This is a genomic window from Novosphingobium sp. 63-713, assembly GCF_001898925.1.
In the GTDB taxonomy this organism is placed as follows: Bacteria; Pseudomonadota; Alphaproteobacteria; order Sphingomonadales; family Sphingomonadaceae; genus Novosphingobium.
In genome coordinates, this window is the sequence record NZ_MKVS01000026.1 from 537688 (window position 1) to 553830 (window position 16143).

General features: G+C 62.6%; 9 protein-coding genes. 4 read left to right on the forward strand and 5 right to left on the reverse strand.

Features of this window, described 5'->3' with window-relative positions:
* Window position 1: 1 nt before the first annotated feature.
* Entirely contained in the window at window positions 2-2107 is a 2106-nt protein-coding gene (gene prsK / locus BGP00_RS13450) for an XrtA/PEP-CTERM system histidine kinase PrsK (RefSeq protein ID WP_292689668.1), read from the forward strand.
* A 1-nt stretch (window position 2108) separates the two neighbouring features.
* A complete protein-coding gene (gene prsR, locus BGP00_RS13455; RefSeq protein WP_292689669.1) occupies window positions 2109-3470 on the forward strand; it encodes a PEP-CTERM-box response regulator transcription factor in 1362 nt (453 codons plus the stop codon).
* Between the two features lie 221 nt (window positions 3471-3691).
* Here the strand turns inward: prsR and BGP00_RS13460 are convergent, their stop codons facing one another.
* Together BGP00_RS13460 and panB are read right to left on the reverse strand one after the other, a co-directional pair.
* Window positions 3692-4738, reverse strand: coding sequence for a DUF475 domain-containing protein (locus tag BGP00_RS13460; RefSeq protein ID WP_292689670.1), 1047 nt, complete (start codon window positions 4736-4738; stop codon window positions 3692-3694).
* A 20-nt stretch (window positions 4739-4758) separates the two neighbouring features.
* Entirely contained in the window at window positions 4759-5631 is an 873-nt protein-coding gene (gene panB, locus BGP00_RS13465) for a 3-methyl-2-oxobutanoate hydroxymethyltransferase (RefSeq protein WP_292689671.1), read from the reverse strand.
* Between the two features lie 190 nt (window positions 5632-5821).
* Here panB and BGP00_RS13470 point away from each other — a divergent pair, with 190 nt between their 5' ends.
* Window positions 5822-7348 (forward strand): amino acid permease, encoded by a 1527-nt coding sequence (locus tag BGP00_RS13470; RefSeq protein WP_168605256.1) that lies wholly within the window; start codon window positions 5822-5824, stop codon window positions 7346-7348.
* Window positions 7349-7405: 57 nt separating this feature from the next.
* On the opposite strand, the gene phoB is transcribed toward BGP00_RS13470, so the two are convergent.
* The 3 genes from phoB to BGP00_RS13485 all read right to left on the reverse strand — a co-directional run bounded on the left by phoB (window position 7406) and on the right by BGP00_RS13485 (window position 10223).
* Complete coding sequence (phoB, locus tag BGP00_RS13475) at window positions 7406-8095, reverse strand: phosphate regulon transcriptional regulator PhoB (RefSeq protein ID WP_168605257.1); 690 nt, start codon at window positions 8093-8095, stop codon at window positions 7406-7408.
* Window positions 8096-8114: 19 nt separating this feature from the next.
* Window positions 8115-8795, reverse strand: coding sequence for a phosphate signaling complex protein PhoU (gene phoU / locus BGP00_RS13480; RefSeq protein ID WP_168605258.1), 681 nt, complete (start codon window positions 8793-8795; stop codon window positions 8115-8117).
* Window positions 8796-8915: 120 nt separating this feature from the next.
* Window positions 8916-10223 carry an ATP-binding protein gene (locus tag BGP00_RS13485; protein ID WP_292689672.1) on the reverse strand — a complete coding sequence of 436 codons (1308 nt, stop codon included), beginning with the start codon at window positions 10221-10223 and terminating at the stop codon, window positions 8916-8918.
* A 422-nt stretch (window positions 10224-10645) separates the two neighbouring features.
* Between BGP00_RS13485 and BGP00_RS13490 the strand changes: the two genes are divergently transcribed.
* Entirely contained in the window at window positions 10646-16081 is a 5436-nt protein-coding gene (locus tag BGP00_RS13490; protein WP_292689673.1) for a hypothetical protein, read from the forward strand.
* Window positions 16082-16143 lie beyond the last annotated feature (62 nt).

The window sequence follows — 16143 nt, forward strand, 5'->3', positions numbered from 1 at the left end:
GATGTCGGCTGGTCCCGGCCTGTGGGACTGGGTGGCCAGCACCGCGCATGTGGCGGGCGCGTGCGCCGCAATCACCGTGGCCGTCAGCATCTGGGGCCAGCGCGAGCGCTACAGCGGGGCGGGCAAGGCGATTGTCGCCGCGCTGGCCATGACGGCGCTGTGGTGCCTTGCCGTGGTGGTCGAGGGCGAACTCAGCCTTGTGGCCCAAGGGCTGCTGGGCCTGCGCAACCTGTCCTATCTGTGGGCCATCTATGCGATGTTTGCCAGCGACGGGCGCCATACCAGCCTGACCGAGGTGGGGCCGGTGGTGGCCGCCTTGTGCCTTGTCGACATTCTGGTGCCCACGGTGCAGTTCATCGAGCATCGCATCAATCCGGCGCTGCTTAACGAGGTCGAGCTTTATCAGTTGAACATCATGCTGGCGATGCTGGGCGTGGTGGGCTCGCTGGTGCTGGTGCACAATCTCTATGCCAGCGCGTCCAGCACCGGGCGACATATGCTGCGCTGGCCTGCGCTGGCGCTGGCGGCGGTGTGGGTGTTTGAACTCAACCTCTATACGGTGGCCTATCTGGCCAAACATTGGCCTGTCGAGCTGGCCTCGCTGCATGGGCTGCTGGACGTGGGCTTTGCGGGCATTCTGGCGCTGGGCGCGGCCAAGGGGCGCGAGACCCTGCGGTTGAAGCCTTCGCGCACGGTGACGTTCCAGTCGATCTCGCTGATCGTGATCGGCCTCTATTTCGTGGGTATGATCGCGATTGCGCGCTGGCTGGCCAGTGCGGGGGGCGAGCTTGGCCGCTGGTGGCAGTTCAGTTTCCTGATCGCGGCGATTTCGGCCGCCGCGCTGTTGCTGCCCTCGCGGCGGATGCGCGGGTGGATGCGGGTGATGTTCACCAAGCATTTCTTCAAGCACCGCTATGAATATCGCGAGGAATGGCTGCGCTTTGCGCGCACCATCGGCGGGCAGGGGCGCGACGCCGCCCCGCTGCACCAGCGCGCCGTGCAGGCGATGGCCGATATTACCGACAGCCCGGCGGGCCTGTTGCTGACGCCTGATGACACCGGCGAGATGGTGCTGGCCGCGCGCTGGCAATGGCCGACCGTCGATGTTCCCGCGCAGGCATTGGGTCTGGCCGCCGCGCATTTTCTGGCCGCCAGCGACCATATCGTCGATCTGGACACGGTGCGCGCCAATGGGGATGCCGATATTGCCATCCCCGAATGGCTGCGCGAGGAAAGCCGCGCATGGGCCGTGGTGCCCCTGCAGCACAACGGGCGGCTGGTGGGGTCGGTGATCCTTGCCCGCCCGCCCCAGGACCGCAAGCTGGACTGGGAAGACTTTGACCTGCTGCGCGTGGTGGCCCAGCAGATCGGCACCTATCTGGCCGAGCATCAGGGGCAGCAGGCGCTGGCCGAGGCGGCGCGCTTTGATGAATTCCACCGCCGTATCGCCTTTGTCATGCATGACATCAAGAACCTGTCGAGCCAGCTTTCCCTCTTGGCCCGCAATGCTGAACGTCATGCCGAAAACCCCGATTTCCGAGCCGACATGCTGGTGACTTTGCGCAATTCGGCCGACAAGCTCAACCATCTGGTCGCCCGCCTTTCCCGCTATGGCACCAGCGCGGGGGACAAGGCCGAGCCGGTCGAGGTGGGCGCTCTGGCGCGGCAATTGGCCGAAACCTTCCGCGTGCGCCACAATGTTCAGGTGATCGAGCGTGACGCCTGCACCATTGCGGGCCAGAGCCACAGTATCGAGCAGGTGCTGACCCATCTGATCCAGAATGCGGTGGACGCCAGCGCGCCCGACATGCCGGTCTTTGTCTCGATTGCGGGCGATGGCCTGTATGGGCGGATCGAGATTGTCGATTCAGGGCACGGCATGGCCCCTGAATTTGTCCGCAACCGCCTGTTCAAGCCTTTCGATTCCTCCAAACCGGGCGGCTTTGGCATTGGCGCCTATGAGGCGCGCGAACTGGTGCGCGCGATGCACGGGCGGCTGGATGTGGAAAGCCGCGAGGGGATCGGCACCCGCTTTATCGTCCGCCTGCCTTTGGCCAGCGCGGCGGAAATTCTGAAGACCATGGATAATGATCAAAAGGTTGCCTGAAATGAGTGAGACGCGGCCCAAACTGCTCGTGATCGAGGATGATCCGGGGCTCCAGGCTCAGCTCAAATGGGCCTATGAGGATTTCGAGGTGATCGTGGCCGGGGATCGCGCCAGCGCCATGGCCGCGCTGCGCAGCGAGGAGCCGGCGGTCGTCACGCTCGACCTTGGCCTGCCGCCCGATCCGGACGGCACCAGCGAGGGCTTTGCCTTGCTGGACGAGATCATGGGCTTGAAGCCCGACACCAAGGTGATCGTGGCCAGCGGGCATGGCGCGCGTGAAAGCGCCTTGCAGGCCATCGAGCGCGGGGCCTATGATTTCTATCAGAAGCCGATGGATTTCGATGAAATGGCGCTGATTGCGGCCCGCGCCTATCGGCTGTACCGGCTGGAGGCGGAGAACCGCGCCTTGGCCGTGCGGGCGGGCAAGGACAATCGCGTGTTGGGCACGATGATCACCGCCGCGCCCGAAATGCTGCGCGTCGCGCGCACGATAGAGCGGGTGGCGGGCACCAATGTTTCGGTCATGCTGCTGGGCGCCAGCGGCACGGGCAAGGAATTGCTGGCGCGCGGATTGCATGAGGCCAGCGGGCGGGCAGGGGCTTTTGTCGCGATCAATTGCGCGGCGATCCCGGAAAACCTGCTGGAATCGGAACTCTTCGGCCATGAAAAGGGCGCGTTTACCGGCGCGGTCAAAACCACCGAGGGCAAGATCGAGCAGGCCCATGGCGGCACGCTGTTCCTTGACGAGGTGGGCGATATTCCCTTCGCGCTGCAGGTCAAATTGCTGCGTTTCCTGCAGGAGCGGGTGATCGAGCGGATCGGCGGGCGGCGTTCGATTGCGGTCGATACGCGCATCGTCTGCGCCACGCATCAAAACCTTGAGGCGATGATCGCCGATGGCCGTTTCCGCGAGGATCTGTGGTATCGGCTGGCCGAAATCGTGGTCAAAATCCCCTCGCTGGCCGAGCGGCCGGGCGATGCGGCGCTGCTGGCGCGGGCGTTTCTGGCGCGTTTTGCCAAGGAGATGAACCCGGCGGTCAAGGGCTTTGCCCCTGATGCTCTGGCCGCGATGGATGCGTGGGGATGGCCGGGCAATGTGCGCGAGTTGGAAAACCGGGTGAAGCGCGCCGTCATCATGGCCGATGGCAAGCTGGTCCATGCGGGCGATCTCGATCTGGACGCGCCGGGGGGCGAGGAGGACCTGCCGCTCAACCTGAAATCTGCGCGGGAGATTACCGACCGGCGGGTGATCCGTCAGGCACTGGCGCGCAGCGAGGGCAATATTTCCTCAACCGCCAAGCTGCTGGGGATCAGCCGCCCGACGCTTTACGATTTGCTCAAGCAATATGACTTGCAGCACTGATAGCGCTATCAAGTCCGATGTACCAATAAGTACAATTCTTGAAGAAGCGCCCATCGTGCTGAAATGAAAAAGGGCGGCTCGAAAGCCGCCCTTCCCCTCCCTTTTTTTCTTCCAACGCCCGATTTGCACAGAAAGGCCGGGGCTTCAATGGGGCGTATATGGCATTTTTATGAATAGCTGTTCATTGTGGCAAACGAACCACACTGGCACCCCGTGCCGCCTTACGCCGCCTCGCGTCGATTTTCCCGGACAGAGGCCCACAGCGCCGCCCCGATCAGTACCGCGCCGATCAGACCCGTCACCGTTTCGGGGATTTCCATCAGTGCCGAACCCAGCATGATCGCCGCCAGCGCAATGATCGCCCAGAAGGCGCCATGCTCAAGGAAGGCATATTCCGACAGCGTGCCCTGCTCGACCAGCAGCACGGTCAATGAACGCACAAAGATCGCGCCGATCGACAGGCCCAGAGCGATGATCACCATATTGTTTGACAGGGCAAAAGCGCCGATCACGCCATCAAGGCTGAAGGAGGAATCCAGCACGTTGAGATAGAGAAAGCCGCCCAACCCCGAACGCACCGCCGTGCCCGCCAGCGCGCGCGCCGCCTCGCGGCTTTCCAGGAAATGGCCCAGCGCCTCAACCGCGATGAACGTCACAATGCCGAACACGCCCGAGACCAGCAGGGTATAGGCCTCATCCCCCGGCAGCCAGCGCCCGATCAGCACCAGCGCCAGCAAAAGCAGCGCAACCTCGCCCGCCTTGATCGAGCCGACCAGCTTCAGCCGCACCTCGACCCAGCGCAGCCAGTGTGTTTCCTTGTCCGGGTCGATGAAGAAGCCGAGGCCCACCATCGCCAGAAACGCCCCGCCAAAGCCCGCAATCGGGATATGGGCATGGCGCATGATCGCCTCATATTGCGCCGGTTCATTGAGCGAAAGATGCACCGCCTCGACCGGACCCAGCCCGGCGGTAAAGCCCACGATCAGCAGCGGAAAGGCCACACGCGTGCCAAACACCGCAAACAGCATGCCCCATGTCAGGAAGCGTTTGCGCCAGATCGCATCCATATCCTTCAGCACAGCGGCATTGACCACCGCATTGTCAAAGGACAGCGACACTTCCAGCACGGCCAGAACGAGGACGATCCAGATCATCCCGCCCACGGCCGAAATCGACCCCGTATCATGCCAGCCATAGGCGGCGGCCAGCGCCAGACAGACGGCGGAAAAAATCAGCGAGCCGCCGAAATGCCTCAAAAATTGCGTCACTTGGAAAATACTCCGCCGGGTCAGGCTTTGGGCTGATAGGTCTGTTCGATGCCGGGGAAGCTGCGGCTGCGCACCTCGGCGGCATAGTCGGCGGCCGCCTCAGAGATCAGGCCCGCCACATCGGCATAGCGTTTGACGAAACGCGGCACGCGCTCAAACATGCCCAGCATGTCCTCGGTGACCAGTACCTGTCCGTCGCATTGCGCCGAGCCGCCGATGCCGATGGTGGGGCAGGCCACCGCCTTGGTGATAGCCACGGCCAAAGGTTCGACCACGCCTTCCACGACGATGCCAAAGGCCCCGGCCTTGTCCAGAGCGCGCGCATCGCCCAGAATCTTTTCCGCCTCGGCCTCGCTACGCCCGCGTGCGCCATAGCCGCCCAACTGGTTCACCGCCTGCGGCGTCAGGCCGATATGGCCCATCACCGGAATGCCGCGCTGAGAGAGAAAGGCCACGGTTTCGGCCATCGCCGCGCCGCCTTCCAGCTTTACCCCCGCGCATCCCGTTTCGCGCAAAACCCGCGCGGCGGTTTCAAATGCCTGCTGGGGCGAGGCTTCATAGGTGCCGAAGGGCAGATCGACGATGACGGCGGAATGCCAACTGCCGCGCACCACTGCGGCGCCATGGGCCACCATCATGTCCAGCGTGACGGGCAGCGACGAGGGCAGGCCATAGATCACCTGACCCAGCGAATCGCCCACCAGCAGCAGGTCGCAATGCGCATCCAGCAATTGCGCCTGACGCGCGGTATAGGCGGTCAGCATCACCACAGGCTCTGCGGTCACGCCGTCCTTCTTGCGCTGTCGGATGGCCGGAATGGTCAGCCGGCGCATCGGCGTGGGGGTGGGGTTGGCGCGGCTGGTGGCCGTATCGATCTGAAAGGTCGTAGACATAAGGGCGCTTCTAGCCCGGCGCGGGGCATGGGGTAAAGCGCCATCGGTACGCGCCATCAATGCGTGACTCTGGCGCCGCGACAAGGCAAGATGGATAATCCACCGGTGGACTACGCATAATCCGCCCTTGCGAATGTTGCGCGATCCGTTAATTTTCTTGCCCATTGCTTATTGCGTTCAGGGGAACTGCATGTTCGGTCGCGTCAAGCCGTTGGATGCCATATTGGCCACGGCTGAGAAAAAATCACTTCATCGCTCTCTGGGCGCCTTTCAATTGACCATGCTGGGCGTGGGCGCGGTGATCGGGACGGGTATTTTCGTTCTGACGGCCGAGGCCGCGCAAAAGGCGGGGCCGGGCATGATGCTCAGCTTCATTATCGCCGGTTTTGTCTGCGCCGTGGCCGCTCTGTGCTATGCCGAAATGTCCAGCATGGTGCCGGTGTCGGGCTCTGCCTACACCTATTCCTATGCGGTGATGGGCGAGTTGGTGGCATGGATGGTGGGCTGGGCGCTCATTCTGGAATATGCCATTGCGGCGGGTGCCGTGTCGGTCGGCTGGTCGGGCTATATGATCGGCTTTGTGCAAAATACCTTCCATATTACGGTTCCCCTCGAACTGGTGCGGGGACCATTCGATGGGGGCATCATCAATCTTCCCGCGATGCTGATCGCGGCGATCATCACCGGGCTGCTGGTGCTGGGCACCAAGGAGAGCGCGACGGTGAATGCCGCGCTGGTGGCGATCAAGATCGTTGCCCTTTCCATGTTTATCGCGCTGACGCTGCCGGTTATCAAATCGGGCAATTTCAAGCCTTTTGCTCCGCTTGGCTTTACCGGTATTTCGGGGGCCGCCGCCTCGATCTTCTTTGCCTATGTCGGCTTTGACGCGGTTTCGACCGCGGCCGAGGAAACCAAGAACCCCCAGCGCAACATGCCGATCGGCCTGATCGGCAGCCTTGCCATCTGCACCATCTTCTACATGTTGGTGGCCGCAGGCGTGATCGGCACCGTGGGCGCACAGCCCGTTTTCGGCGCGCATGGCGAAGTGCTCTCGCCCGGTACGGCCGCGCTGTCGGACGCCTGCAAGGCGCTCAATGAAAACGCCGTGGTGTGCTCCAAGGAAGCCCTGGCCTGGACGCTGCGCCAGGTGGGCCATCCCTTCGTCGGCTGGCTGGTGGGCGCAGCGGCCATTCTGGCGCTGCCCTCGGTGATCCTGATGATGATGTTCGGCCAGACCCGCATCTTCTTCGTGATGAGCCGTGACGGGTTGCTGCCCGAATTCTTCTCCAAGGTTCATCCCAAGTTCCATACGCCCCATGTCATCACCGTGCTGACGGGCGTGTTCGTGGCGCTGTTTGCCGCTTTCTTCCCGGTGGGCCTGCTGGCCGACGTGTCGAATTCGGGCACCCTGTTCGCCTTTGGCGCGGTGTCGGTGGCGGTGATGGTGCTGCGCCGGACCGATCCCAATCGTCATCGTCCGTTCCGCACGCCGGGCGTCAACATCGTGGCGCCCATCTCGATCGCGGGCTGCATCTATCTCTTCATCAGCCTGTCGAAGGCCACGATCAGCCTGTTCCTTGGCTGGGGCGTGGTCGGGCTCTTCGTCTATTACTTCTACAGCCGCAGCCGCAGCCATGTCGGCCGTGGTCTGGTTGAGGTGCATGAGGACGACAGCGATGCGCCGGATCTGCCGGTGCCGCCGATGCCGGGCGCATGATATAAAAAAGGGCGGCCCTTTTGGAGCCGCCCTTTTTTGTTCAGGGTTTGGCGGGGTTCAGACCGCTTCGAGAGCGTAGCCTGCCGAACGCACAGTGCGGACCGGGTCCACCGCGCCTTCCAATTCGATGCCCTTGCGCAGGCGGCGGATGTGGACGTCCACGGTCCGCAATTCAATATCGCTGTCCGTGCCCCACACCGCGTCGAGCAATTGCCCGCGCGAGAAGACACGGCCGGGATGCTCCATGAAGAATTTGAGCAGGCGGAACTCGGTCGGCCCCAGCGCGAGAATCGTGCCCTTGCGCGTCACCTTATGCGCGGTGGCGTCCAGCGTCAGGTCGCCCACGGTGATCTGTTCACCCGCCAGCGCCGGGCGGATGCGGCGCATGATGGCCGAAACACGCGCGATCAGTTCGCGGGGGCTGAAGGGCTTGGTGATGTAATCATCGGCCCCGGTTTCAAGGCCGCGGATCATATCGTCCTCGGCCCCGCGCGCGGTCAGCATGATGATGGGCACATGGGCGGTGGCCTTGTCACGGCGCAGGCGGCGGCAGACCTCGATCCCGCTGGTGCCCTCGATCATCCAGTCGAGCAGGACCAGATCGGGCGCCTCCTCGGCGGCCAGCAACAGCGCCTCGTCGCCATCGGGCGTGGACAGGACCGTATAGCCCTCGGCCTGAAAACGGAATTCCAGCAGTTCCGCCAGCGCCGGGTCATCTTCTACCAGCAAGAGCCGGGGTTGTTTCATGGGTGCCCCCTGTTAACGTTCAGTTTTCCGGCCGTTCCAGCCGGTCGACCACATATTCGGCGGTGGCCGCGTAATAGACCTGTTCGGCAATATTGGTGGCGTGGTCGCCAATCCGCTCAATGTTGCGCGCGATGAACAGCAGATGCGCGGCCGAGGTGATGGTGGAGGGATTCTCCATCATGAACGAGACCATGTTGCGGAAAATGCTGTCATAAAAGGCATCGACCCGCGCATCGCGCTCGATCACGTCCACCGCCAGCGCGGGATCGCGCGCGGCAAAGGCGGTCAGCACGTCATGCACCATCTCGCCCGCGATTTCGGCCATCGCGGGGATCAGCGTCTGAGGTTCGGAATTCAGCCGCCCCTCGATCCGCGACACGCGTTTGGCGATGTTCTTGGCATAATCGCCGATGCGTTCGAGAATGCCCGCGATCTTCAGGGCGGCCAGCACTTCGCGCAGGTCGTCGGCCATGGGCGCGCGCAGGGCGATGATCTTGACCGCAAGCCGGTCGACCTCGGCCTCAAGCCGGTCGATCTTCTTGTCGCGCTCGATCACCTGCGCGGCCAGTTCCTGCGAGCGCTTCGTCAGCGCTTCGACGGCTTCGCCAATCGCCAGTTCGGCCAGACCGCCCATTTCGGCGATCAGCCCACGCAGCGTGGTGATTTCCTCGTCAAAGGCTTTGACCGTATGTTCTGCCACTGGACGCAATTCCCTGTTCAAGCTGTGATGGAATGATCGTCACATACATGTCACAAAAGGCAACATCCATGTCCGTTCCAACCAGCCTTGAAAGCGCCATGCATCGCTTTCATGACAGGACTATGACGAACTTGTGACTTTTTGTTCTTTGGCCGGGATCAACGGCAGGCGCACGGAAACCTTGGTGCCCACGCCCACCTTGCTGGTAATGTCCAGCTTGCCGCGATGGCGTTCGACCACATGTTTGACAATCGCAAGACCAAGCCCGGTGCCGCCCGCCGCCCGGCTGCGGCCCGGATCGGTGCGATAAAAGCGCCGGGTCAGATGTGGCAGATGGTCGGCCGAGATGCCCGCGCCCCGGTCTGTGACCAGAAATTCGGCCATGCCGCGCGGCGCATGGGTCAGCGCGACCGTCACCGGTTGATCCGCGTCGCCATATTTCAACGCATTGTCGATCAGATTGCGCAGGACCTGCTCGATCTGCTTCACATCGCCGGCGACCTCGAACGGCTCATCGGGCTTGACGAATTCGACGCGGGCTGGATTGCCCGGCGGCGGCGCAAATTCGCCCACCACCCGTGCGGCCAGCGGCGCAAGGTCGATCTGCGAGGTGGGCGCGTCATGCTTTTCCGCCTCAAGCTGCGACAGGGACATGAGATCATTGAGCAGCGCCTGCATCCGCCGCGCCTCACGCAATACCGTGCCCAGAAAGCGCTGCATCACCGCGCCATCCATCTTGCCTACGCTCTCGCTGATCGTTTCGACATAGCCGATGACCGAAGAGAGGGGGGTGCGCAATTCATGGCTGGCATTGGCGACGAAATCGGTGTGGGCGCGGCTGATATCGGCCTCGGCGGTGCGGTCGCGCGCCTCGATCACCCACAGGCCGGGATAGACCGGGCGGCGCGTCAATTGCCACAGGCTGCCGCTGCGGGTCAGGCCTCGGATGCTGGCGGTGGCGGTTTCATCATCGGCGCTGTCCAGAAGGCGGATCGCATCGGGATGGCGCAGCGCAATGCGCGGGTCCTGCCCCAGAATATGTTCGCCCAGAGCCGAACGGGCAGCCGCATTGGCGTCGATGATTCGCACCCGGTCCACCAGCATCATCGGCGCGCCCGTGCCCTCAAGCGCCGAAATCAGCGCGCGCCGCACCATATGGCCCTGTTCAAGCTGTTGCTGGCGGGCATTGCCCTCGATTTCGCGCGGGGCGTCGGGTTCGGCCTGATCGCTGCACCACCACCACACAGCCAGCAGCGAAAAGGTCCAGAACGCCCCGGTCAGAGCCACCATCAGCAAGCCTGCTCCATCCAGATAGAGCAGCAAAAACGTCAGGAATTCGAGGATGATGGCAGGCCAGGGTAGCTTGCTGTCGCGCATTGCTCGGATCGTCCATTCCTTGGCGCCTGCATCAGGCCAGACGCTCGCCATCAGCGCATGGGGAAGGCGTATGACAGTTTTATGAAACCGCCAAGCATTGAGCGCAAGAATAGCGCGAAACATCAAGCCGGTGGCAAATTCTCTCGGCACAGGGGCGGGATGGGATGGCGGTGTCCATGGGCGCGGCTCTCTGCGCCTGACGCCTCATTGTTCGCAAGGCGGCGCTGCCCCGGCATTTCGCCCTGTTGCGCAGGCTCGGCGCGGGTGAAGGCCGGTCATCGCCTCGGGCAAAGGCGGCCGTGGCATCAGGAAAGAAGATGGCCATCAAATCTCCGGCAATGGTCAGGCAGGCGGCGGGCGCGTAGGCTGGATGTTTGCGGTTTATAAAAAATATTAATTTTTGAACAATTTGTAATGACTCTATTCTATACGCATAATACCATAGTCCCGCACAGCAAAGACAGGGGCAACTGGTGATCCAGAACAGTAATGGCCGTCGCTCGTATCGAGCGGCGCTTTTCGTCGCGCGTATCAGCCTTGCCGCTCTGGCCGTGGGCGCCCCGGTTCGGGCGTGGGCGGAATGTTCGCCCAGTCCGAACCCGCAGCTCACGGATATCACCTGCACCGGCACCACCACCAATGGCGTAACCCTCACCGCCTACTATGCCCCGCTGACCGTGGTCAGCGATGCCACGGTGACGAATACGGGCGCCTCGGCCATTACCGTGGCGATCCCGTCGCCCAATGGGTACTATTCACGCAATGCCGTCATTACCGTGAACGGCATCGTGACCGCCTATGGCGCGCCGGGCATCACCGTGAGCTCGGGCACGACCTTGGTCAGCACCTACGATTTCAGCGGCACCTATGCCTCGATCAGCGTCGCCCCGACAGGCATCGTTTCGGGCACCACCGGCATTGCCCTGACGCAGAGCCCCGGACCCTATTCGATCTATTCCCCCACCAGAGTAATGGTTTACAACGAAGGGACGATCAGCGGCACGAGCGGCGTGGCCATTTCCACCAGCGGCAATTATGCGAGGCTGGATTCAATCATCAACACCGGCACCGGGACGATCGGCGCCATTGCGGCCCGTTTCGGCCAGATCCATAACAGCGGCACAATCGAAGGCGGCAGCCTCTCCGCGATCAGCCAGGGCAACGTCGACAGCAATTATCTGATCTCCAATAATTCCATCATCCATTCCGCCAGCAACGCCGCCACGATCAGCATCGCCTCTGCGCAGTCCGCCTCTTTGAGCAACACGATCATCAATTCGCACGTGATCGCCAATGACGGCGCGGGCGGCGCGATTTACTCCGGCAACTATCTGACCATCGAAAACGATGCCGGCGCAACCATCGCCAGCAAGGGCGCGGCCACCATTGCCAACGGCTCCTCCCTGGCGTTGAACAACCTGGGGCTCATCACCAATACCGGCGGCGGAATGGGCATCATCGGCTCCAATGTGTCGATCAACAATTATTTCCTGGGCACCATCAATGCTTTGCCCGGTGCCGATGCGATCTCGGTCTCGGGCAAATTGACGCTGTTGAACACCGGCACGATCAACGGCAATATCGTGACCACATTGGGCATGGACGGCGCGATGCTGGACTCCTCGGCCGGCACGATCAACGGCAATGTCCTATTGGGCCCCGCGGACGATACGGTAGTCGCCAATTACGTGAATGGCGCATTGGTGACCGGGATCAACGGCACGCTGGACGGCGGCGGCGGCACGAATTTGCTGCAGATTAATTTCCTGAAAAATGCCGAACTGTCGAATGCTCTGACGCTGCCCACGAATTTTTTCGTGATGAATGCCAATGTGGCTTCGGGCGCAACGGTCACCCTGGGGCAGGGCTTTACCGCCTATAATGGTCTGGGCATCAATGGCGCGGGTTCGCTGGTGAACAAGACAACGCTGTTCGGCACGATCCAGATCGGCGCGCAGGGCTCCAGCCTGGCCTCTTTCGTCAACGATGGCACGATCATAGCCAACGGCACCGGCGTCTATGACCAGAACGGCAAGAGCCTGAGCAACACCGGCGCGATCCTCTCGCTGGGCGGAACGGGGCTGGTGCTGACCGAAACCAACGGCACCCCCAATACCAACAACACCAACAGCGGCGCCATCACCGGCTCCACGGTCGGGGCCAGTCTCTTTGCCTCTTCGCTGGTCAACACCGGGACGATCAGCGGCGCGACCGGTGTGCTGCTCGATATGAATTCGTTCATCGACAATCGTGAGGGCGGCCTGATCATGGGCTCCACCGCCGCGATATCCAGTCTTTCCACCTCCGCTCTGGTGTCGGTGGCCAATGCGGGCACGATCAACGGCAATGTCAATCTTCTCTCGCCTGCGCCGTCCTATTACGGCTCCTACAACAAATATTGGGCCAAGATGGGCGGCATGCTCTACGGCAACCTCACGCTGGGTTCGGGAGACGCGTTGATCACCACCATTTCGGGCAGCGGCACCAGTGGCTATGCCGGGATCAACGGCACGGTCAGCGCGTCCAATTCGGTGCTGCGCTATGACGTGACCGGCAATGAAAGCGCGACGCTGGCCATGCGAAGCGGTTTCACCAGCCTTGGCTATCAGGTCGCGGGCGGCGCGGCGCTGACGCTGAACACGAACGGCGCCTTCGGCTCCACGGTCAATCTGGCGGGGCAGGGCAATGTGGTGCTCAACGGCACGATTGCCGCCACCAACGCGGTGGCGATACAGGAGGCCGCCGTCATGCAGCCCGGCATGACCACCCTTCCGACGGCGCTGACCATAACGAATAATGGCGCGCTCTCGATGACGCTGCAAAACAGTCCGTACTGGCCCGGATATGGGTCTGTTTTCCTGCAATCGAGCAATGTCATCAATAATGGCAAGATAAGTTTCACCGATCTCAACAACAGCGCCACCATAATAGCGGCGGTGTATACGGGCGGCGGCGTGACCAATAACGGCACGATCACCTCGAATGTCGGCTATGGGGTGCGCGCCTCCACACTTACGAACAACGGGACCATCACCGCAGGCAATTCGGCGGTCGTCATCGGCACCAATACCGTCAACACCACCGCCTCCATCACCAACAGCGGCACGTTGACCAGCACCGCAAGCGCGGCCATCACCAACGACAGCAGTTACAGCCCATATTACACGCTGACCAATCTGGCGGGCGGTACGATCACCGGCTTCGGCGATGCGATCCGCACCGCAGGGGGCACGATCATCAATTCGGGCACGATCAACGGCAACGTCAATCTGAACTATTGGGCGTCCAGCTTTTACAACATGCCCGGATTTTATGTTGCCAAGGGCGGCACGATCAACGGCAATCTGAACTTTGGCAACGCCGATGACTATCTGGTGGAGACCGGATCGGGTTTCGGCGTGACGGGCACGATCAACGGCGGGGCAGGCGTCAACTGGATCGGCCATCAGCGCAGCGGGACGGCCACGGTGTCGCTGGGCGGCGCGCTGCTTCCCGGCTTCACCAACGAATTCACACTGGCCTCAGGCGCTTCCTCGCAGGTCACGATCACCGGGCCGTCGGGCTATACGGACACTATCTATGTCGGCGGCGACGGCGCGATCATCAATCAGTTGGCCACGACCGGCATGGTTTCCTCGTTCAACTTTTCCGCGCCCACTTTTCCGCGCGCTCTGGACGGATTTCTCGGCAGCTTCTCCAATCGGGCCGATGTGGGCCGCCTGTTCCTGCTGACCTCCGCCTTCGACAATTCGGCCACTATCGGCACGGTCTATCGGGCGGAGAGCAACCTCACCCTGTTTACGAACAACGGTTTTTCATTCAGCAACAGCGGCACCATTCTCAATTCCGGCGGCGCCTCGTCCGTGTTTTTGCGCGGCACGACCGTGGGCAACAGCATCATCGCCAACAGCGGCACAATCATTGGCGGGATCGACCTTTCGATGACCGGCGCGGCGGGCTCCACCCTTGCGATCAACAATTCGGGCACGATCAACGGCTATGTGCGATACAGCAACGGGTTCGACCCTGTAACAAACGCCTTCATTCAGGTGATCACCAACAATGCCATGCTGATTTCGCTTTTGGACCAACAGCGGTTCAGCCTTGCCAACAGCGGCACGATCACGGGCGACATCATTCTTAATGGCGGGGACATGTCGGTCGTCAACACCGGCATGATCCGGGGCAGCCTGGCCACCGGGGCGGGCAATGACGCCATCGCCATGAACGGCGCGTTTTCCGGCAGCATCAATGGCGGCGCGGGCATCAACACGCTCTCGGTCAATGGCGGTTCGCAGGCGGCCCCCGTCGCCTTCGCCTCGGTGAGCAACATTGCCTCGATGACCCAGACGGGCGGCTTTGCCACGGTCTCGGGCATCGGCAGCTTTGGCAGCGTGATGATGACGGGCGGGCGGCTGGTGGGGCTGGCCGGATCGGTGATGAATGCGGACAGCTTTACTGTGGGGGGCAACGCCACTTTCGGTTCGGCGGGCGCGGTCAACGGCAATGTCGTGGTCAACGGCACGCTGAGCCCCGGCGCTTCGCCCGGCACCATGACAGTGAACGGCAATGTGACGCTGAACGGGGGATCGACTTCGCTGTTCGAAATTACGCCCACGGTTTCGGACAAGCTGATCGTCAACGGCAGGCTGACGATCCTGCCGGGCAGCACTTTGCAGATCGCCGCCTCTGCCCCGGTAAAGGTGGGCACAACGCTCAACCTGATCAGCGCGAGCGGGGGTGTTACAGGAACCTATGACACGGTGACGGGCATCACCGGGGCGGTTCGCAAACTGGCCAATGGCGATATGGGGCTGTTGGTGCAATTTGCCAATCCGGTCAATTATACGCCGCAGGTCCGCAATGCGATTGCCTATGTCAACAATGCCATGGCTGCGAACAGCGCTCCGGCGGCCTTGTTCCCGGCGCTTTCGGCGCTTCAGGACGGCAATGCCGCGCCGATCGCCTCGGCCTTTGCGCAATTGACGCCCGAACCTTATGCCGACGCCATGCAGATCGGCGCAGAAACCGCCCTGTCGCAGGCGGCGGCCTCGCGCTCCATGGGTGAGGGCGAGGTGAACGGGACGCCGCATCTCTTCGGCTTTGGCCAGATGCTGGGCAGCCTGCGCCAGTTCTCCGGCAATCAGGCGCAAGGCGTGAGCTCGGCCACGACCAATGGCTTTGGCGTGCTGGGCGGACTGGGCGTTGCCGGGGGCAATTATGCCGCTTCGGTCTATATGGGCTGGATGGATCAGGATCAGTCGGTCGCGATGCTGGGCGCTTCAACCAAGGCGCGCGGGGTGATCGGCGGTGTGGCGGCGCGCTTTGGCGAAATCACCCGGCTCACCCTTTCGGCCAATTACGACAGGGCCTTGGCCAAGACCCGCCGTTATGTGCCCGGCGCCGGGACGATCATGAGCAGCTATTTGCTGCCAAGCTGGTCTTTCGACGCCTCGATCAGCCATGCGGTGCCTCTGGGCGGGGGATGGGTCGTTCGCCCGCAGATCGGCACGACATGGGTCATTACCAAGCGCGGCGCGATTGATGAGGTCAGCCCTCATCCCTTTGCCCTGTCTGTAAACGCGGCGAGGATGGTGCAGGGCTTTGTCGATGCGGGGCTGAGTTTCGAAACCGCGCCCGATGCGGCCGGGCCTTGGCGGCGCTTCCTGACACTGGGCGCGCGCTATCGGGCCGAGGGCGGCCAGGCCGATACCACGGCGGGGCTGGCGGGCTATACGCCCGGTCTGACGGCGCTGGGCGTGGGTCGCAACCGGCTGGATGTCACCATGGCGGCGGGCGTCGAATACAGGCTGACGCCGGGCGCCAGCTTTTTCCTTAACGCCACGGGCGAGCTGGGCGTTGCGGGCAAGCGCGAAAGCGTAACGGGCGGGGTGCGTTTCCGGCTGTGACCGATAGCTATGGGGAGAGCTTTATGCTCTTCCCATCATCGCAGGATGCGCCCGGCCTGACC